The following is a 20345-nucleotide window of genomic DNA, read 5'->3' as shown; positions in this document are numbered from 1 at the left end:
CGTCTTCAGGTGTTGGTGGCGATGATTACGGTGGCGGTCGTGGTCCAGCCGAGTGAGGTGTAGAGGGCCTGGCCCTCGGGGCTGGCGATGAGGATGCCGGTGTGGGCGCTGTCGGCCATCGCCTCGGTGATGAGGGTGCCCATCACCATCGTGCCCAGGCCGCGGCGGCGGTGGTCGGGGTGGGTTTCGATCTTGTCGGGGACCGTGTAGCCGTCTACCACGGACGTTTGGCCGCGGGCGGCCCAATCGTCGTCGGTGTGCACTTCGACCTTGATGAGAGGGCCGGTGCGGGTAGTCGTGACTTGGTAGAGGTCCGCGGGGGTGCGGGTCGGGTGGCCGGACAACGGGCGGGTCATCAGGTACTCGAGGGTGTCGCGCGGGGTCAGGCTGGCGGACTGGAGTGTTCTCGTGACCTCGTCGGGTCTGGTGGTGGGGACGGTGACCCACGTCGGCTTGGTCGCGGCGGCGGCTTCCTCGGCCAGGGTGCTCACCGTGGTGTCGTCGTCGTGCAGTGCGATGATCTCGCGGTGGCGGTGGGGCTGTTCCTGCAACAGGTGCAGGCCGCCGCCGGCCTCCTCGGGGGTCGGCCAGCCGCGGCACTCGCGCCAGCCCCGTTCCCACAGGCGGACGAGGTCGGTGAGGGAGTGCTGCGCCAAGCCGGTCATGGGTCCTCCGTCGGGTGAGCTTGTTGCAAGTATATGGCAATAGGTGGCTGGGGTCATGACTTGGGCGAAAGGAGGACCGGTGGGACTGGTCGAGGTGGAACTGCCCGATCCGCTGCGCCTGCGCGGTCGGTGGGCGGCGTTCGCGGCGGTGTGCGCGGCGCGCGGCTGGGGCGCCAACTGCCACGCCGACGGGACCGTGTGGCACTTCGACGACGGCGGCGGGAACTGGGCGGACCTGCACCACCTCGGCGGCGGCCGGGCGGTCCTGCTCGGGCACGACCACGAGTACTCCGAGACCTACTACGCCAACGCGGCCGAGTACTTCGAGGAGCCGGAGACCGACCTGCTGGCCGGCGCGCCGGACTGGTGGTCCCCGCCGGTTCGGGTGGTCGTCGACCAGGGGCTCTGGGTGGGGTTCGTCTACGGCTTCGAGGGCGGGCGGTGGCAGCGTGCGCCCTACGACCTCGACGACGGGTTCGAGTCGGTCGGCCTGCCTGCACTGGACGACCGGAGCTGCCGCGAGGCGATCACCGAGTTCACCCAGGACGCGCCCGTGCGGCCTGACGCTGGGGCGATCGACGCCCTGATCGCCGCGGACGGCGACGTGACCGAAGCGCACATGGCGGCAGTTGTGGGGGCCACGGGCTGGGACGTGGCGGCGGGAGTGGCGGCGGCCCGGAAGTTCCGCGAGGTGTGACAGCGGCCTGGAAGGTCCATGAGCGAGGTGGGGCACGGAATCCGTGCCCCACCCCTGATCACGAGACGGTGGTCGCTTCCGCCTCCGTCTCCTCGGTGAGGAACCCGCCCGACTGGTGGTGCCACAGGCGGGCGTAGGTGCCCTGTTCGCGGAGCAACTCCTCGTGCGTGCCCTGCTCCACGATCCGGCCCCGGTCGAGCACCACCAGGCGGTCCATCCGGACGATGGTGCTCAGCCGGTGCGCGACCACGATCGCGGTGCGGCCCTCCATCAGCCGCCACAACGCTTCCTGGACCAGGATCTCGCTCTCCGAGTCCAGCGCGCTGGTCGCCTCGTCCAGCAGCAGGATCGGCGCGTTCCGCAGGATGGCGCGGGCCAGCGCGACCCGTTGCCGCTGGCCGCCCGACAGCTTCACACCGCGCTCGCCGACCAGCGTGTCGAAGCCGTCGGGCAGGGACTGCGCGAACTCCGTCACGTGCGCGGCGCGGGCGGCGCGCTGGATGTCCTCCTCCGTCGCGTCCGGCCGGGCGAACGCGATGTTGTCGCGCAGCGTCCGGTGGAACATGGCGGGCTCCTGCGGGACGTACGCGATCAGCCCGCGCAGGTCCGCCTGCCGCAGCTTGGCGATGTCCTGGCCGCCGACCAGGATCCGGCCGCCCTGGATGTCCATCAGCCGCAGCAGGAGCCGGGTCAGCGTGGTCTTACCGCCACCCGACCGACCCACCAGGCCGATCTTCGTGCCGCCCGGGATGTCCAGGTCCAGCCCCTCGAACAGCGGCTTGCCCGGCGCGTGCGCGAAGGTCACCCGGTCGAACCGGACGTCCGCGGCGGAGGCGCGCAGCGGTTCGGGCGCGGGCGGGTCGAGCACGGTCGGCGGGTCCAGCAGGAGTTCGGTGAACTGGGCCGCCTCGGTGAGAGCGCTCTCCATGCGGCGGTAGATCTGGTTGAACTCGAACATGATCCGGGTGGCGCTGCTGTAGTAGGCGAACGTCACCAGGATCGCCTCGACGCCCAGCCCGTCGCTCAAGGTCACCGCGACCAGCAGGCCCAGCGCGTTGGTGAGCACGGACATCGGCGCGACCAGGGTGTCGATGCGCAGGTTGCCGTAGTCCCAGGACCGCATCGCCAGCCGCCGGTTCTCGGCGACCCGGGCCCGGTGCTCGGCGGCCTCCCGGGGTTCCGCGGCGAACGCCCGGACCGTCTCCATGTTGGTCAGCGTGTCCGCGACGTGCCCGGACACCCGGGCGTACGCGGCCTCGCGCTCGTCGACCAGCTTCTGCCGGCGGCGCACCAGCGGCGCGACACCGAATCCGGTCACGATGATCAGGCCGACCAGCACGACGACCAGCATCGGGTCGTAGCGCCACAGCACTACCGACGCGAAGATCAGCGGCACCAGGTTGGCGATCACCGAGAACGCGAGCGTGTCCACGAACTCCTCGAACCGCCCGGCGAAGCTGAGCACGCGCTTCGTCAGCGAGCCCGCGAAGTTGTCGTGGAAGAACGCCGCGTCCTTGGCCAGCAGCTCGTCCATGCCGACCACGGCGAGGCGTTCGATGCCCCGGCCGTCGGTGCGGTTGAGGCAGTGGATGCCGATGCGCCACAACACTTCCGCGAACAGCAGGATGCCCGCGAAGCCCAGGACGTAGGGCAGGACCGTGGCGGCGGTGGCGTCGCCGCCGGCGGCGAGGCGGCCGACCAGCGCGGCGACCACCAGGGGTGCGAGGTAGCTCAGGCCGATGTTGCCCAGGGCGGGCAAGATCAGCGCGGGTGCGGCCATCGCCTTCTGGCGCACCAGTTCGCGGCCGTAGTAGCGCAGTGCCAGCAGGACCGCCGTCTTGCGTTCGCGCGGAGCGGGATCCGCGTGGTCGGGCGATTCGGGCACAGGTATCCCTTCACCGGTGTTTTGTGGGGTTGCCACGACATGCTGCCGCAGGGGCGGCGGCGCCGGCGAACGAATATCGGGGACGGTCCTTTTAGGACGTTGCCGAACGGGCCGTGGTCGAAGTCTCGTCGAACGCCGGTTCCATACGCATCCGTATGGATTGGTGGCGCAAAGCCGCCAGGGTGCGCCATGAGGAGGGCTTGCGGGCTAGCGTCAGGGGGCGCTGCCGCAGAGCACTCCACCCCTGCACCCTGGTCCGGGACCGCGTTGATCGCCGAGGAGTTGCGGGGGCTGCGGGCGCGGCTCGCGGCGCGGTGGCGGGACGCGCCCGAGGTGGTGGGGGTTCGACCGGCGGGTCCGGGAGTTGAGGGAGGTGGACAGCCGGCGCGGGTGCGGGAGTTGACAGAGGTTGACAGCCGGCGCGGGTGGGCCGGTGCCGGCTCGTAGCGTGGGGGCGCCTGCGGGAGGTGGTCGTGGTGGACGTCGGTGGCGCGGTGCGTGTGGTCGGCGGGGTGGGCGCTCGGGAGTCGCTGTGCCGCGTGGCCGGCCGCGAGGTGTGGGTGGTGGGCGGGGCCCGGCTGGTGCGCGGGGTGCCGGGGACGTGCCGGGCACTGGTGGAGCAGGGGGCGGCCGGGCTGCCGCTGTCTAAAGTGGACGACGAGCGAGCGCGCGGTAGCGCCGGATGACCAGCCACTGCGCGTAGACGGCGATCGCGGTCAGGGCGAGCACCACCAGCGTGGCCGCCGCCGCATGGCCGTAGCGCAGGTACTCGAAGGCGTTGCGGTAGATGTAGAGCGAGAGGTAAGTGGTCGAGTACGGCGGTGGACCGCCCTCGGTCACCACCAGCGCGGGCACGAACGAGAACTGGAAGCTCAGGATGGTGTCCCGCAGCACCAGCAGCGCGATGACCGGCGCGAGCATGGGCAGCGTGACCCGGCGCGCCAGCGACCAGCCCGACGAGCCCTCCAACGCCGCCAGTTCGAAGACTTCCTGCGGCAGTGCACGGCGGGCGGCCAGCAGCACCACCAGCATCTCGCCGATGGTGAACAGGCTCATCACGATGATCGCCGCGCGGGCGTCGTTCGGCGCGGTGAGCCAGGCGGGGGCCGCGGTGTCGTCGACCAGGCGCACGAGTTGGTTCACCGGCCCGTACAGCGGGTTGAACAGCCACAGCCACAGCAGCCCGTAGGCGATCTCGGGCACGGCGGTGGGCAGCGTCGCGACCGTCCGAGCGGTGCCGGCACCGGGTGCGCGGCGGTGCAGCAGCAGGGCGAGGCCCAACGCGGCGGCCACCCGCAGGGGCACCGCGATGGCCGCGAACACCAGCGAGTTCTCCAGCGCGGCCCGGAACGGCACGCTCGTCGCCAGTTCGACGAAGTTCGCCAGGCCGATCCACTGCGGCGACCCGATCAGGTCGTACTCGGTGAACGCCATCGCCGCCGTCACCAGCGCGGGACCGAACACCAGCACGACGAGCCCGACCAGGTAGGGCAACAGCATCAGCCACAGCTGCCGGTCCTTCATCTAGGCCCGATTCCCGGACTCGTCGAACAGGTGCAGGTCCTTGACCTCCAGCAACACCTCGGTCCCGACCGCCGGTCGTTCGACCGTGGGAACCCGGGCCACCACTGGGTGCGAGGAGACATCAAGGTGCACGTACGCGTCCTCGCCGACAACCTCAACACGGACCACCCGGCCAGGAACACCGTTGTCCGCCAACCGGACCGCCTCCTGCCGGAACCCCACGCTATGCGCGTCCGCCCGCCAGGGGCCGTCACCGGGCAGCACGTTCATCGGCCCCACGAACGTGGCCACGAACCGGGTCGCCGGCCGCCGCCAGACCTCCTCCGGCGTCCCGACCTGCTCGACCAGCCCGTCCCGCACCACGGCCACCCGGTCGCCCAGGGTCAGCGCCTCGACCCGGTCGTGGGTGACGTGCAGCATGGTCGCTCCGACCCGGTCGTGCAGCGCCCGCAACTCCGCCCGGGTCCGCTCGCGCAGCGAAGCGTCCAAATTGGACAGCGGCTCGTCCAGCAGGAACACCGCCGGCTCCCGGACCAGCGCCCGCGCCAACGCCACCCGCTGCCGCTCCCCGCCGGACAACTGGTGCGGGCGGCGGTCCAGCAGGTGCTCGCAGCCCGCGACCTCGGCGGCCCGGGCCGCGATCGCCCGCGCCGGACCGCGCCGCAGGCCCCGCACCCGGTGCCCGAACGCGATGTTGTCCGCGACCGTGAGGTGCGGGAACAGGGCGTGCGACTGGAACACCATGGCCACGTCCCGCCCGCCCGGACTCGTCGCCGTCACGTCCCGCCCGGCGATCCGCACCGCGCCCGCCGACACCGGGTGCAGGCCCGCGACGACCCGCAGCAGCGTCGACTTCCCCGCCCCCGACGGACCCAGCACCGCGAGCAGTTCCCCGCGCGGCACGACCAGGTCGACACCCCGCAGCACCTCGTGCCGGTCGTGCGCCGCCCGCACCCCGACCAGTTCGACCCCGGTCATTTGTTCGCGCGTTCGAACAGCGGTCTGGTCTGCTCGTCCAACCAGCGCACGACTTCCGTCGTGGGCTGGTTGTAGTACAAGGCGTTCTCCAGGATGCCGTTGGCCACGTCCTCGATCTCCGGCCACGTCGAGATCGTCGGCGTGGCCCGGACGGCCGGGATCGAGTCGAGGAACACCTGGGCGTTGCGCGGCTTGGCACCCGGGTCGAGGAACGCGGGCGACTGGGCCACCGCCTTGTTCGACGGCACGGTCCGCCCGGTCCCGGCCATGATCGCCGCACCCTCCGCGCCCAGCGCGAACTCGACGAACTTCCACGCCGCCGCCTTGTCCGACGACCCACGCGTGACGCAGTAGGCATCGCTGTGCAGCACGGTCGCTGGTGTCTTGTAGACGGGCAGCGCGGCCACGTCCCAGTCGAACCCGGAGATCGCCCGGAACGTCGTGGTGGACCGGCGCGACGACATCAGCATGGCGAGCTTCCCGGCGGCGAACCGGGCCTCGTCGTCCTGGCTCTCCACCTCCTGGTCGGTGGGCACCACCCCGTGCCGCCCGCGCAGGTCGATGAAGTTCTGCAACGCGGCCACCGCGGGCTCGTCGAACGCGATGCGGGTGGGGGAGCGGTCGTCGTCGAACAGCCTGCCCCCGTTGGACCACGCGAACGGGGCCAGCCGGATCAGCTCCGGCGACACCGCCAGGCCGTACTCGGCGGGCGGCGGACCGGTCGGCGCGGCCCCGGGCTGGTCGAAGTCGACCCCCTTCACCACGTCACCGTTGGCGTCCCGGGTCAACGCGATCGCCGTCGCCACCATGTCGTCCCACGACCACCCGGCGCGCGGCAAGGCCACCCCGTACTTCGTGAACAGGTCCTTGTTGTAGTAGACGACCAGGCTGGAGATGTTCTGCGGCATGCACATCTGCTCCCCGCGCACCTGGAACGCCTCCAGCGCCTGCGGGAAGAAGTCGTCGGCCTGCAACGCCTTCGACGCGGCCAGCATCGGCGCGGCCGGCTCGATCGCGTTCTTGGCCGCGAACTGGCCGTAGAACCGGTAGTTCATCAGGAACAGGTCCGGTGGCTTCCCGCCGGCGATGGACGTGGACAGCCGCGCGATGAGGTCCTTGCGGTCGCTCGCCTCGACCAGCTCCACGTCCGCGCCCGGGTTGGCCTTCTCGTAGGCGGCTTCCAACGACCGGTAGGCGGCCAACTCGTGCGGGTCGCCGAACACCAGCAAGCTCGTCGCCGACCCCTCCTCGGTGCCCGCGCACCCCGCCACGACCAGCGCCGCCACCGCCAACGCACGTGCTCTCATCGGGAAACCCCCTTCAGGTCGCGTTGGGCGACCACGAAGACCACGAGCGCGGGCACGGTCGCCACGACCGCCCCCGCCAGGAACACCGGGAAGTCCGCCGCGTCCAGCGTCGCCAGCGACCGCAGCGCCAGCGGCAGGGTGAACAGCTCCCGGTCGTACAGGAACACCAGCGGGTCGAGGAAGTTCGACCAGGTCAGCACGAACGTCAGCGCGGCCGTGCCCGCCGTCGCCGGCCGCACCAGCGGCATCCCGACCCGCCACCACGTGCGCAGCGGCGACAGGTCCTCCATCGCGCACGCCTCCCACAGCTCACCGGGAATCGCGCGGAAGGCCAGGTAGTAGACCAGCGGGAACAGCGGCGAGGTGGCGATCAACGCGGGCGCGACCAGCGGCACCAGCGTGTCGGTCAGGCCCGCCAGCCGGAACACCGCGAAGCGCGGCACCAACAGCGCCACCGCCGGGACCATCAACGCCACCAACGACAACGCGGCCACCCAGCCCGCGACCCGGCGCGGCAGCCGGGCCATGGCGAACCCCGCCATCGACGCCACCACCACGCTCAACGGCACCGCCACCAGGCACACCAGCAGCGAGTTCAGCGTGGCCTGGACCAGCCCGCCCAGCTCCGCCGCCAGCCGGTACCCCTCGGTGGACACCGGCGATGGCAGCAGGTCCGGCGTGGTCGGCGGCGGGAGCCCCGGTCGGTGCAGCGAGCCGGAGACCAACAGCGCCAGGGGTGGCAGGAACACGGCGAGCACCGCCACCGGACCCCAACGCCGCCACACCCGAGACCGCACCCCCTTCGAAGCTGCGCCACAGTGCCACAGCCGCCCGAACCGCGACAACGGTCGGCCGTAAACCGTGAAACACCCCCGCAATTCGGCCCTACCGGACACCCCGACCCGTCGGGACCATCTGCGGCAACCCTGCCCACCGGAAGGCCTGCCATGCGCCGCAAAACGGTCATAGCCCTGCTCGGCACCTCCATGCTCTTACTCCCCGCAGCCGCCGTCCCCGGCGTCGCCGACCGCGTCGTCGGCTCCCCGCACGTCGAGAACGACAACCCCCTCGGTCCCGCCGGCAGCGACGAGTGGTTCGCCCGCCAGCGCCTGCACCCGAACACCGTCGACATCGGCGCGAACCTCGCGAGAGCCGTGCGCGAGGCCAACGCGTTGCGCGACGGGCACTCCCGCACCCTGACCGCGCAAGCCGCCTGGCAGTCGCTGGGACCGGGCCTGGGCGGCCGGATCTCCGACATCGCCGTCGACCCCACCCGCCCCGACACCGTGTACGTGGGCGCGGCCTCCGGCGGCGTCTGGAAGAGCACCGACGGCGGCACGACCTTCAGCTACTCGTGGAGCCGCGACCTGCCGCAGTCCACGGGTGCGCTGGCCGTCGCCGGCAACGGCACCCTCTACGTCGGCACCGGTGAGGGCGCGCCCGGTTCGGCGTCGTACTCGTTCCCCGGCAACGGGGTCTACCGCTCCACCGACGCCGGCGCGACCTGGCAGCACCTGGGCCTGGACGGCACCGACCGCATCGGCCGCATCTCGATCGACCCGACCAACCCGAACCGGATCTTCGTCGCCGCCGCGGGCAAGCTCTACCAGCCCGGCGGGACGCGCGGCATCTACGCCACCACGGACGGCGGCACGACGTGGCGGCAGGCCCTGGCCGGCGTGAACACCACCACGGGCGGCATCGACGTGTCGATCAGCCCGTCCGAGCCGAACTACGTCTACGCGGCCATGTGGGACCACACCCGCAAGCCCGAGGGCCGCACGTACGGCGGCGTCGGCACGGGCGCGTACCGCTCGTCCGACGGCGGCCAGACCTGGACCCGCCTCGGCGGCGGCCTGCCCGCGCCGGACGCGAACAACGGCCGCATGGGCATCGCGGTCGCCAAGTCCGACCCGGCCCGGCTGTACGCGATCTCCGCGGACACGCCCGGCAACTTCCAGGGCTTCTGGACCTCCACCAACCGCGGCGACACGTGGACCCGCATCACCAACACCAGCGCGTTGTCGTCCTCGCAGTCGACGTTCGGCTGGTGGTTCGGCCGGATCTTCGTCGACCCGGCCGCCTCGCAGCACATCTGGGTGCCGGGCGTGCCGATGCTGGAGTCCTCCAACGCGGGCACCAGCTGGACCAGCAACAGCTCGTCGTTCCACGTCGACCAGCACGCCGTGGCGGTGGACCCGCGGGTGTCCGGCCGGGTGTTCATCGGCAACGACGGCGGCGTCTACCGGTCGACGTCGAACGGCTCGTTGAACGGCACGTGGACCAAGGCCCGCAACCTGTCCAACATGCAGTTCTACACCGTGGCCGTCTCGCAGCAGGACCCGACGCGGATCAGCGGCGGCTTGCAGGACAACGGTTCCGTGCGGTCGTGGGCGGGTTGGGGCCAGATCTACGGCGGCGACGGCCTGGCCAACCTGATCGACCCGACCAACCACAACAAGGTCTACGCGTGCGCCCAGAACGGCCAGTGCGTCCGGTCGACCGACGGCGGCAACACGACGTCCGCGTTCGGCAGCACGACCTCCACCCGGCGCGGCTGGCTGACCCCGGTCGTGTTCGACCCGAACAACCCGGCGATCGTGTACTACGGCGGCAACCGGCTGAACCGGTCCACCAACTCCGCCGCGTCGTTCTCGGTGATCTCCAACGACCTCACCCACGGCACCTGGGCCACGATCAGCGCGATCGGCGTGGCCAAGAGCGACGGCCGGGTCATCTACGCGGGCACCGAGGACGGCCGGATGTGGGTCACCCGCGACACCGGCACCACGTGGCGGGAGATCACCACGGGCCTGCCGACGCGGTTCATCACCCGCGTCACCGTCGACCCGACCGACGCGAACCTGGCCTACGTCACGGTCTCGGGCTACCGCAACGGTTCCGACCTCGCGCACGTGTTCCGCACGTCGGACGGCGGCACCACGTGGACCGACATCTCCAGCAACCTGCCCGACGCGCCGGTCAACGAGATCGTGCAGGACCCGCTCAACCGGTCGATCCTGTACGTGGGCAGCGACGTCGGCGCGTTCGTGTCCACCAACGGCGGCGGCAACTGGTCCCCGCTGGGCACCGACCTGCCGGTGGTGCCGGTGACCGACATCGCCCCGTCCGTCGCAAGTGGACAGACCGTGCTCACGGCCGCCACCTACGGCCTGGGCATCTACCAGATCCGGCCGTCGACGGCCCCGGCGAACGACTTCGCGATCTCGGCGACCCCGTCCTCCGCGGCCGTCGACCCGGGCGGCACGGCGACCGTCACCCTGTCCACGTCCGTGGTGTCGGGGACGGCGGAGTCCGTCGCCCTGTCCGCCACCGGCCTCCCGGCGGGCGCGACCGCCACGTTCAACCCGACCTCGGTCACCGCGGGCGGTTCGGCCACGGTCACCATCACCACGTCGAGCACCACCCCGGCGGGCACCTACCCGATCACCCTGACCGGGACGGCGGCGTCGGCCACCCGCAGCGCGACCTTCACGCTGACGGTCAACCAGGTCGGCGGCGCGTGCACCGGCACCAACCCCAACGACGTGGCGATCGGCGACAACACCACGGTGACCTCCACGATCCCGTTGACCTGCCAGGGCACGGCCTCGGCCACGTCGTCGGTGGAGGTGCACATCAAGCACACCTACATCGGCGACCTCGTGGTGACCCTGGTCGCGCCGGACGGCAGCGCGTACGTGCTGCACAACCGATCCGGCGGCAGCACCGACGACATCGACAAGGCCTACCCGGTCGACCTGTCGGGCGAGAACCGGTCCGGCACCTGGACGTTGCGGGTGCAGGACGCGGCGGCCCAGGACATCGGCACCCTCGACTCCTGGACGCTGACGCTGTGACCCTCGGTGGGGGCGGGCTCACCCGCCCCCACCTTCACCGCACCGGGTTGGCCACCCAGTTGTCCCGGTTGGCCGGGTCGGACACGGCTTCCACCGAGTCGATCACCTCGCCCGCGACCCCCATGAGCGGCGCGTCGACCGATTCGACGTGCACGGCGAGATCCTCCTCGAGCACCACGACGGCGTTGGGTGCCGTGGGTTCGTCGTTCGAGGCGAACACCAGCCCACCGAGATCACCGGTGCCGCGCAACGGAATCCGCACACCCACCAGGGACACTTGGCGCAAGGTCGAACCATCGACGGTCAGCGGCACACGCACGGGGGTGTCCGCGGTCGGCACGACACTCTGCGCCACCCGATGCGCCCGGTCACGCATGTCGGGGAACGAGGGCTCCAACCTGACCGACGCCCACGCCCCGTCGCCCCACTCCCAGGCCAGCAGACCACCCGCGTCCAGCCAGACGGCGCGCCGGCCGTGGACGTCGGGCGCGGGCTGACCGTGCGGCGCCCACCCCGGTCCACCCTGCCCGGGGTACCGGCCGCGGGCGTGGACCGTGATCGCCCCCAACTCCTGCGCGACCGGGTCGGCGGCCCGGGCGAGCAGGATGGTGTGCTGGTAGCGGCCGGTCTGGTAGCTCATGCCGTGGTAGCCGGCGGCGGAGCCGACCCGGACGACTTGGCGCAGCACGTCGAACTCGGCCGGTCCGGCGGGCTCCGGTGGTGGGCTCGGGCGGACCAGGAACGGCGACAGGGCGACGACGGTCAGCACGACGGCGGCCAGCGCGGTCAACCCGTTCCTGATCCGCTTGCGCCGCTTGCCGGTGCGGATCGCGCGCCCGATGTCGACGGTGGTGCGCTCGTCGGGTTCGACCGCCCGCAGCGGGGCGAGCAGGTCGCTCGGCTCGCTCATCGCTCCTCCTTCCCCAGCAGCCGGCGCAACGCGGCCAGCCCGTGCGCGGTCTGGGACTTCACCGTGCTCTCCGAACAACGCAGCGCCCGCGCCACCTCGGCCACCGGCAGGTCGGCCACGAACCGCAGCACCAGCACCGCGCGGGCCTTGGGCGGCACCCGCCGCAACGCCGCCCACACCACCTCGCGCGTCTCGACGTCCGGCTGCGCCTGCTCGACCTGCGGCAACTCGCCGGACCCGCCCACCAGCCGGACCAGCCCCCACCGCCGCCGGTGCTCGTTGAGGAAGGCCCGGACCAGGACGGTCCGCGCGTAGGCGTCGAGGTCGTCCGCCGCGCGGGCTTTGCGCCAGTGCGCGTACAGCCTGGTGATCGCGATCTGCACCACGTCATCGCCCCGGTGCCCGTCACCGCACAGCACGTGGGCGAGCCGGCGCAACCGGGGCAGGGCCGCCGTCACGTAGGCGGTGAACTCCTCGTCGTCGGACACGGCCACCACGGTGAGGTGCGCCCCCGCCGTGTCAGCGGTCATGCCGGGCCTTGGCGAAGTGCGCCTTCATCGACGCCGGCACCCACAGCAACGTCAGGATGACGGCGGACAACGCCCACCCGCTGACCAGGTCGGCCCGCACCTCGACCTCCGGGTAGGAGACGAACACGAAGTACCGCCCCACCGCCTGGAACGCCAGCAGAACGGTGATCGCGAGCCTGGCCCACCACCGTCCGGAGTGGACACCGACCGCCAGCCACACGTAGAGCACCGCGCTGATCGGGTGGTAGATGGTGCCCCGGTTCACCCCGGCGGCAGCGGGTTCGGCGATGAACCGCCACACGTCCTGCACCACGACGGTGACGTGGTTGAACGCATGCACCCCGATCCCCACGGCGGCCACCACCGCGCCAGGTGGCGCACCGGACCGGGCGAGGGAAGGAACGTGGGTCGTCATTCAGGACCTCCCGACCTGTCGACTGCCTTCACCCCGAAGACACCGAGCCCGGCCGCACAGGACGTATGACCCACGTCACAATCCGCGGCGCACGGCCCCCAGACCTCGGCGCGACGGCTTGCTCACCGGGGCCGGTTCCTCGTCCTCCGCCAGAGCCGTGTAGGCCGCGAGCCAGCCGGACGCCTTGTAGTCGCCGCGCCGGGTGAACACCGCCACCCCCTTGTCGGTCTCCTCACCCTCGGGGTAGGCCACCTCGGTCGCCGCTTTCGTGCTCACCGCCGGCCCGTACTGCTTGCCCCGCCACGCCACCGCCTGCGCCGCGACCGTCCCGGACACGCACGCCCGGTCGTCGCGCACCTCCAGCAGCGCCCCGGTGGTCCGTTCCCGCAGCAACGCGGTGTACCCGGCCTGGTCCAGTTCGCACTCGGCCGGTGGGCGTCCCGGCGGCCAGTCGGGGGAGCGGACACCGCGCGCCACGGCCGACCGCCACATCTCGGGGACCAGGTCGTGCGCCCGCGACCGCGTGGCCATCTGTTCGCACAGCCACAGCAAACGCCCGGCACCGCGCTTCGGCGTCAACGCCCGCCACCGCACGCGCTGGTCCAAATCCGCGGCCACCACGGCGATCCACGGGTGCACGGTCCCCAGCACGCCCTGCGCGGCGAGCCACGACAGGAACCGGGGAGCCTGGTCGAACACCGGGTGCAGGGTCGACAGCGGGACGCCCGCCGCGACCCGCCGGGCCCGGCCGGAGAACAGGTGCGGGGACCGGGCGGCCAGCAGGAGTCCGGCGCGGGCCAGGTCACCGGGAGCGGTGGTGGTCTGGGACCCCAGGCCCTTGACTGAGGCCGTGTTGGTCACCTGCGAAGCCCGACCGCCGGCCTTGACCACGGTCGCGACCGCCGGACGCACCTGGTCCGGCACCGGCAGCGCGGCCAGATCGCGCACCGCCACCGACAGCACGAGGATCAGGGCGTCCTCGGCAGCCTCCGGATCGGCTGGGACGGGGAGCAGGCCCAGGGCGTAGCGCAGGCGGTGGCCGGTGTAGGTCGACACCATCATCCGCGCGGTCAGCCGGCCGAGTTCGGTGATCGCCAGCGCGCCGTCGCGTTCGGTGAGATGACCTTCCGACACGAGGAACGCGACCGCGTCCTGGACGGGTTGGAGCGCGTCGTCGCCTTGGGCGTACGCCAGGGTTTCCACCCACCACGCCTCGGCGTCGGCCACGCTGGTGATCCGGCCCTGCAACACCTCGGCCAGGACGTGGTCGGGCAGGCTCTCGTGGATGCGCGAGTACACCGAGTAGCCCGCCACCAGCCGGGTCTGCCACGCCGCCCGCTGGTGCTCGTCGACCACCAGGTACGACCAGCCCTCGGTCTCGCCCGCGCCGATCCGCCCGGCCCGGCCGAACATCTGGAGCACCATCGAGGTGTCCATGGGTTCGCCGCCGACCGTGGTGTCGCGCACGATCACCGCGCGGGCGGGCAGGTTCACGCCGGCGGCGACGGTGGAGGTGGCCACCAGGACGTCGGCCTTGCGGTCGCGGAAGGCGCGTTCGGCGGCGTGTTTGTGCTCGTAGTCGGCGTAGTGCATGCGGACGCCGACTTCGGCGCACACGCGGGTCAGGCCGTCCACGTCGTCGGCGGCCACGCTGTGCACGGGAGCGCCGCGGTCGGCGGCGATGGCCATCGCGGTGGAGCGGACGTTGCGCTTGGAGCCGCAGAACACCAGGACGCTGCCCTGCTCCGCGGTGTGCCGGTCGGTGAGGTCGAGCACGACCTGTTCGCGCAACCGGGCGTTGGCGGCGAATCCGGACGCGGCCGGGATGGTCGGCAGCTGCCAGGTCACCCGGGACGGCCGCCACGTCGTCGCGACCAGGTCCGCCTCCAGCCACTCGGCGACCTCGGCGGCGTTGGACACGGTCGCGGACAGGCCCACGATCCGCACCGGCGAGTCCGCGCCCCGGACACGAGCCAGCAGGGCTTCCAGCAGCGCGCCGCGGCCGGGGGTGCCGAGCAGGTGGATCTCGTCGACCACCATGCAGCCGACCTCGCCCAGCGCGGCCTGGAGGGAGGCGGCCCGGCAGATCGCCTCGAACTTCTCGGTCGTGGCCACCCACAGGTCGGCGGCGCGGACCCGTTCGACGTCCACGGCGTACTCGCCGGACAGCCGTTCGACCCGCAGGCCCTGTGCGCGCCAGGACTCCAGTTCGCGGTCGAGTTCGTCGGTGAGGGAGCGCTGGGGGACCAGCCAGGCGGCCTTTCGGCCCTCTTCGAGGATGGTGCGCAGGACGGCCAGCATGCCGATCGCGGTCTTGCCGGCGCCGGTCGGTGCGGTGATCAGCAGGTGGGCGTCGTCGTCGAGGATGTGCGGCGCGGCCTGGGTCTGCGCCGGGTTGAGCACCGGGAAGGGCAGGAACGGCAGGTACTCCGGCGGGACCAGGTCGGTGGTCGGGGTGGGGTCGGGGGCCGGGCCGGGGGTGTCGTGGAGCTGCCAGAGGACGTCGAAGGCGAGGCGGGCGGCCCACGCCTTGTCGTCGCCGACGGGTTCGCAGCGCTCCGGGACGATGCCGCCGACCTCGGAGAGCCAGGCGGTGGCGCGGAGGGGTTCGCCGGGTTGGCGGGAGACGGTTTCCTGCTCCAGCCAGTGCTTGATGGAGCGGTGCTCGACGCCTTCCTGGGTGAGCAGGGCGCGCAGTTCGTCGAACTCGGGGCGGTCGGGGAGGACGACCCGGGCTCCGGTGACGCCGGGCGGGGGTTTCATCGTGGGGTCGGTGGTCTTGCACCACCAGACGGGGGCGGGGTCGGTGAGGAGGTGGGGCGGGAGGGTCGGGGTGTCGTCGGTCTGGGTGGTCGGGACGGCTTCGGAGCCGGCGAGGATCGAGCGGATGCGCGCCGCCATGACCGTGGTCGACATCCGCCGCACCGGCCGCGCGGGTTCTTCGGCCGGATCGGCGGCTGTCGGATCGGGGGTGTCGGCAGCGGGGGTGTCGGCAGCGGTGAGGTCGGCAGCGGTGGGGGAGTCGGCGGTTGTCGGCTGGCCGAGGCGTGGCCTCCGGCCCCCGGTTCCATTCTCCTCCGGGGTACCGACAATTTCCGGCGGCGGCTCCTCGGAGCGCATCGAGGGGCGTTCGAAGGTGCGGGCTTCGCGGGCCAGGGCGGCGAGTTGGGCGTCTTCGGCGGCGCGCCTGGCCACCGCTTCCGGCTTCAGGTCGCCCAGCACCGACTTCTGGGACAGCTGCAACTCGCGCAGCGTGAACGACGCCGGGCACGTCACGCACACCACCGCGGCCTGCAACTGCTGCTTGCCGCGGTGCGGGTGCGAGCGGAACAGGCCGTGCAGTTCGCCCGCGCACCGGGGGCAGCGCTTCTCCACCGGGATGGGGGACAGCTGCCAGCCGGGTTCGGCGTAGCGGGCGATCGCGGGTTCCGGGCGGACGCCCCAGCGGGATTCGACGACGCCCGCGACGGACGTGTCGGCGCCCGGTGGGCTGGACGATCCGCGCACCACTCCCGCCCTCCCCGTCCGGCCGCTGAGCACGCGATGCTAACCCGTTCGCCGCACCCGCCGCAGGCGGCACGGGTCAGACGGGCGCGGACGCGGGGAGTTCGTGCGCCAGGCCCACCGCCGCCCGGACCGGGTCGCGGTCGAACCGGCTCGGGAACGCGTCGTGCACCCGCCAGCCCGCGCCGTGCAGGGCCCGCCACCGCGCCAGGTGCGCGGCCACGCCGTCCGGGTGCGGCCGGGTCTCCACGGCGACCGCGTCGACGCCCTCGCCCACCACCAGGTCCAGCCGCCACTCGCCGACCGGGTACCCGGTCCGCACGGTCCGCCCCAGCGCCCGCAACGCCTCGGCCAGCCGGGCGGTCCACTCGTCGGCCGGTTCCGCTCCCTCGGTCTCGGTCGGCGGGACCTCCGCGTGCCGCAGGTACTCGCCGACCAGGCCGACCGGCCGGGTCGCGGAGGTCACCAGGTGGACCCGGCGGCGGGCGCGGGTGGTCAGCACGGCCAGCAGGTTGCGGTCGCCCGCGAACCGCCACGCGTTGGGCTTGTCGTCGTCGGTCAGCGCCAGGCTCACCACGACCTCGTCGAACTCCGAGCCCTGCACCCCGTGCACGGTGCCGACGCGGACGCCGCCGGTGGTGATCTCGTCCAGCGACAACCGGTCCAGCAACGCCCGCTCCAGGGCGTCGGCCTGCGCGCGGAACGGCGTCACCACGCCGATCGACCGCACCCCGGCGGCGATCCGGCGGCCCACGTGCGCCAGCACGGCGTCCGCCTCGACCGGGTTGACGCCCTTGCGGTCGCGGGTGCCGGGGACGTGCTCGGTGTCGATGCAGTCCACGTCGGCGATCGCCGGGTGCGTGGTGAGCAGCGCGATCCGGCCGTCGTAGAACTTCCGGGCGGCGAACCCGATCAGGTGCGGCGCGCAGCGGTGGTGCTCGGTCAGCCAGTGCACGCCGGCCGCCGCCGCGCCCGCGTCGAACAGGCTCACCTTCGGCACGTCCAGCCGGTCCGCCAGCGCTTCCGTGCCCTCGGCGGTCACGGCGTCGCGCACGGCCTGGTCGCCGACGAACGACACGTGCCGCAACTGGCGCGGGTCGCCGCCGATCACCGCGCGCCGGCCGCGCAGCAGGGCGGGCGCGGCCAGCGGCTGGTCGACGTGGCTGGCCTCGTCCACCACGACCAGGTCGAACATGCCCGGCACGGCGGGCAGGATGTCCTCGACCTCGGCGAGCGTCCCGACCCACAGCGGCAGCGCGGCCACCAGGTCGTGCGGCGCGATGTCGGCCAGCGCCCGCCGCCGCGCCGCCGGCCCCGAGCGCAACGCCCGCGCCAGCGCCGCCACCGCCCGCCGCGGGCCCGCGCCCCGGCCGCCGGTCCGCGCGGCCAGCCACGCGGCGGTGCTGCGGTGGCGGTTGGCGTCCTCCTCGGCGAGCAGCTCGCGCAGCGCGGTCAACGACGTGCCGCCGTTCGCGGCCAGCCGGACGTGCGCGGCGGACTGCTCGGCGGCCCGCACCGCGGCTTCCAACTCGACCGGGTCGGTGTCCTCCGCCGCACCCGCGAGCCGCCGCGCCGACCGCAGCGCCCACTGCGTCCGCAGGCCGGCGAACAGCCCTTCGCGCGGCCGCATCAAGTCGTGGATGCGCGTGAGATCCGTGTCCTCGAACGCTTTCGGCGCAACGGTCCGGTGCGCCGCCATGAGCGCTTCCCGCCGCACCGCCTCCGCGGCCAGTTCCTCGTCCCGCACCGCGTCCGCCACGGCCCGCTCGACCCGCGCCACCGCCGCGTCGGCCGACCGCCGCGCCCGGTCGAGGTCGTGCGCGTCGCGTTCGGCGGGGGCCAGGCCGTCGCCGAGTTCGCGGGCCATCTCCTGGCGCAGCTCGGAGTCGCCGAACAGCACCGGCACCGGGCCGCCCGCCCGGCGCAGCGCGGCGCCCAGCACGTCGGCGGCGTTGCGGGTGCGGCCGGCCAGCAGCACGGACTGCCCGGCGGCGACGGCGTCCAGCGCGATCGCGGCCAGGGTGTGGGTCTTGCCGCTGCCCGGCGGCCCGCCGACCACGGTCACCGGCGCGGACCGGGCCGCGCGGACGGCGGCGCGCTGGCTCGGCGTCAGCGGCAGCACCTCGGTGACCGGCTCGTCGTGCTCCTCGACCTCGACCGGCGCGTACAGCCTGGCCAGCGCGGTGTCCTCGATGCCCTCGGCGCGCGCCCACGTGTAGAGCGCGGACCCGCGTTCGGTGCTCACCACCGGTTCGCCCGCGTGCAGGCCCGCGCCCGCCACCACGACCAGTTCCTCACCGCCGACGTGGTCCCTCGGGTCGTGCGAGGCGTCCAGCACGGGCACGCCCGCGAACCCGGCCGCCGCCAGCGCCGCCGTGATCCACTCGCCGGTCCGGTCCAGCCCGGTCTCCAGCTCGGGCGCCTTGGACCACTCGGCCAGCGGGTACACCGCGACGTCACCGGCCGGGTGGAGCCCGTACCGCCGCCCGCCCGCGTGGTCCAGCCGCACCGGCCGCGACACCAGCGGCAGGCACACCCGCCGCCGCTTCCCCTCGACCTCGGCCGGACCGCACAGGAACGCCCACCCCAGCCGCAGCAACCGGTCCTCGCGGTGCAACGCGTCGAACGCCGCGAGCCGCTGCACCGCGTCCTTCAGGTACTGCCCGGCGCGCCACGGCACCGGCTCCGCCTCCGGGTCGGCGGTCAACGCGGTCCACGCCGCGGGCTCATCGGCCAGCCACACCAGCCCGGCGGTCTTGGCGACGTCCAGGTGGACGCGTTGCGGCTGCTCGGACGCGCTGAGCCGCGCCAGCGTGCGCAGCACTGCGGAAACGGTCACCGCGGCATCCTGCCGCACGGCGTCCAGGTCGTGAGCCGCCCGCCGGACAACCGCGCGAACGCGCCCGTGGCCGGGTTGTGGGCGTGCGGCCGGAAGCCCTCGACCAGCGCGGTGCGCGCCCCGGGGTCCGGGTCCCACACCTCCAGCCCGGCGTCGGTCGAGACGTACAGCAAGCCGTCGTGCGCCCACATCGGCCCGTCCGGCCCGGCGAGCAGCTTGCTCAGCTTGTGCTCGGGCAGGGTGTACAGCTCGACGCCGGGCAGCATGGCGTCGTCGTCGAACCCCATCCGCTGGATGGCCACCGTGCGCTCGTCCACCCAGGCCGCCGGCTGGTCCCACGCGTGCCGGCGCTGCGTCAGCACCCGGGCGGACTCGGGCGCGTACGGGTCGGCCCCGTTCAGCCAGGCCTGGAGGTCGACCACGCGCGGCTGTCCCGCCGGGCTCCACAGCCAGCCGTCGCACAGCAGCCACCGGCCGTCCGGGCTGGGGTGCAGGGAGCCCTGGAACAGCCCGCTGTAGCGCTGGGACAGGTCGCGCGAGGTGAGCAGGCGGCCGGTGGCGGCGTCGAACGCGTCCAGCCGGTTCCAGGAGGTCGCGGCGATGACCGTCGACCCCGCGAAGGCGACCGGGAACGGGGTGGTGTCGGCGTGGTAACCGCCCCGGTCCAGGGCCAGGACGGCGGAACCGTCCCGCAGGTCGACCACGGTGCCGAACTGCCCGTAATCGGTGACCACGGCCGCGAACCGCCCGTCCGCGGAGGTGTGCACGGCGGCCCGCCGCTGGTTGCGCGGCCGGTGGTCCGACTCGTCCGCCGGCACGTCCACCTCCGCGACCAGCCGCGGCCCGTCGTCCTCCAGCGCCACCAGCCCGTCCGCGGTCAGCACCAGCCACCCGCCGGGCAGCGGCGCCAGGCACCGATCGCCCAGCGCCACCGCCCGCCACTCCCGCTCCGCCCACGTGCCGCCCGCCTCGCCGTCCAGGTACCGGACCTCGGGCACGCGCAGCCACCCGAGTTCAGAGCCCCGGACGTGCTCCTCGACCCGCGCGACGCACCCCTCGCACGCCACGACCAGGTCGGTCACCTCGGCACAGGCCGGGCACACCAGGTCGAACCCGCTCCCGACACCGGTCAGCCTGCGGTGGCAATCGGGTGGTTGCTCCACCAGGAGGTGCTCGCAGAGCCTCGAACGTCCGACGAGAGCGGCATGTCCACACGGCAGCAGGTCCACGC

The 20345-nt window shown here is 73.0% G+C and carries 15 protein-coding genes; 3 read left to right on the top strand and 12 right to left on the bottom strand.

What is annotated here, in order from left to right; genetic code table 11:
- Nucleotides 1–5: 5 nt before the first annotated feature.
- Nucleotides 6–665 carry a GNAT family N-acetyltransferase gene (locus RIN75_RS05055; protein ID WP_309110581.1) on the bottom strand — a complete coding sequence of 220 codons (660 nt, stop codon included), beginning with the start codon at nt 663–665 and terminating at the stop codon, nt 6–8.
- Between the two features lie 79 nt (nt 666–744).
- On the opposite strand from RIN75_RS05055, the gene RIN75_RS05050 reads away from it, so the two are divergent.
- Entirely contained in the window at nt 745–1362 is a 618-nt protein-coding gene (locus RIN75_RS05050; RefSeq protein ID WP_309110580.1) for a proteophosphoglycan 5, read from the top strand.
- 58 nt (nt 1363–1420) lie between these two features.
- Here the strand turns inward: RIN75_RS05050 and RIN75_RS05045 are convergent, their stop codons facing one another.
- A complete protein-coding gene (locus RIN75_RS05045; protein ID WP_309110579.1) occupies nt 1421–3247 on the bottom strand; it encodes an ABC transporter ATP-binding protein in 1827 nt (608 codons plus the stop codon).
- A 476-nt stretch (nt 3248–3723) separates the two neighbouring features.
- Between RIN75_RS05045 and RIN75_RS05040 the strand changes: the two genes are divergently transcribed.
- On the top strand, nt 3724–3933 hold the full coding sequence (locus RIN75_RS05040) for a hypothetical protein (protein ID WP_309110578.1): 210 nt from the start codon (nt 3724–3726) through the stop codon (nt 3931–3933).
- Here the strand turns inward: RIN75_RS05040 and RIN75_RS05035 are convergent.
- Genes RIN75_RS05035 through RIN75_RS05020 form a run of 4 tightly spaced genes read right to left on the bottom strand, consistent with a single transcriptional unit; the run spans nt 3893 to nt 7853 of the window.
- Complete coding sequence (locus RIN75_RS05035) at nt 3893–4771, bottom strand: sugar ABC transporter permease (RefSeq protein WP_309110577.1); 879 nt, start codon at nt 4769–4771, stop codon at nt 3893–3895. The genes RIN75_RS05040 and RIN75_RS05035 overlap by 41 nt on opposite strands.
- Entirely contained in the window at nt 4772–5749 is a 978-nt protein-coding gene (locus RIN75_RS05030; protein ID WP_309110576.1) for an ABC transporter ATP-binding protein, read from the bottom strand.
- Nucleotides 5746–7056, bottom strand: coding sequence for a sugar ABC transporter substrate-binding protein (locus tag RIN75_RS05025; protein ID WP_309110575.1), 1311 nt, complete (start codon nt 7054–7056; stop codon nt 5746–5748). Before RIN75_RS05025 ends, RIN75_RS05030 begins: the two co-directional genes overlap by 4 nt.
- On the bottom strand, nt 7053–7853 hold the full coding sequence (locus RIN75_RS05020; protein ID WP_309110574.1) for a carbohydrate ABC transporter permease: 801 nt from the start codon (nt 7851–7853) through the stop codon (nt 7053–7055). Before RIN75_RS05020 ends, RIN75_RS05025 begins: the two co-directional genes overlap by 4 nt.
- Before the next feature lie 150 nt (nt 7854–8003).
- On the opposite strand from RIN75_RS05020, the gene RIN75_RS05015 reads away from it, so the two are divergent.
- The gene (locus RIN75_RS05015; protein ID WP_309110573.1) at nt 8004–10916 is read left to right on the top strand and encodes a proprotein convertase P-domain-containing protein; all 2913 of its coding nucleotides are present in this window, start codon (nt 8004–8006) and stop codon (nt 10914–10916) included.
- Nucleotides 10917–10950: 34 nt separating this feature from the next.
- On the opposite strand, the gene RIN75_RS05010 is transcribed toward RIN75_RS05015, so the two are convergent.
- The 6 genes from RIN75_RS05010 to RIN75_RS04985 form a co-directional block, all read right to left on the bottom strand.
- Nucleotides 10951–11826 (bottom strand): hypothetical protein, encoded by an 876-nt coding sequence (locus RIN75_RS05010; RefSeq protein ID WP_309110572.1) that lies wholly within the window; start codon nt 11824–11826, stop codon nt 10951–10953.
- Nucleotides 11823–12356, bottom strand: coding sequence for a SigE family RNA polymerase sigma factor (locus RIN75_RS05005; protein WP_309110571.1), 534 nt, complete (start codon nt 12354–12356; stop codon nt 11823–11825). The genes RIN75_RS05010 and RIN75_RS05005 overlap by 4 nt, the downstream gene beginning before the upstream one ends.
- Entirely contained in the window at nt 12346–12771 is a 426-nt protein-coding gene (locus tag RIN75_RS05000; RefSeq protein WP_309110570.1) for a hypothetical protein, read from the bottom strand. Before RIN75_RS05000 ends, RIN75_RS05005 begins: the two co-directional genes overlap by 11 nt.
- A gap of 75 nt (nt 12772–12846) precedes the next feature.
- The gene (locus tag RIN75_RS04995; protein ID WP_309110569.1) at nt 12847–16278 is read right to left on the bottom strand and encodes a DEAD/DEAH box helicase; all 3432 of its coding nucleotides are present in this window, start codon (nt 16276–16278) and stop codon (nt 12847–12849) included.
- Between the two features lie 76 nt (nt 16279–16354).
- A complete protein-coding gene (locus RIN75_RS04990) occupies nt 16355–19114 on the bottom strand; it encodes an AAA domain-containing protein (RefSeq protein ID WP_309110568.1) in 2760 nt (919 codons plus the stop codon).
- Entirely contained in the window at nt 19111–20343 is a 1233-nt protein-coding gene (locus RIN75_RS04985) for a hypothetical protein (protein WP_309110567.1), read from the bottom strand. The genes RIN75_RS04990 and RIN75_RS04985 overlap by 4 nt, the downstream gene beginning before the upstream one ends.
- Nucleotides 20344–20345 lie beyond the last annotated feature (2 nt).

It is taken from the genome of Saccharothrix sp. (assembly GCF_031180885.1).
Lineage (GTDB): Bacteria > Actinomycetota > Actinomycetes > Mycobacteriales > Pseudonocardiaceae > Actinosynnema.
Note: the sequence above shows the minus strand (reverse complement) of the source record. Positions and strands in the feature narration are given on the sequence as shown.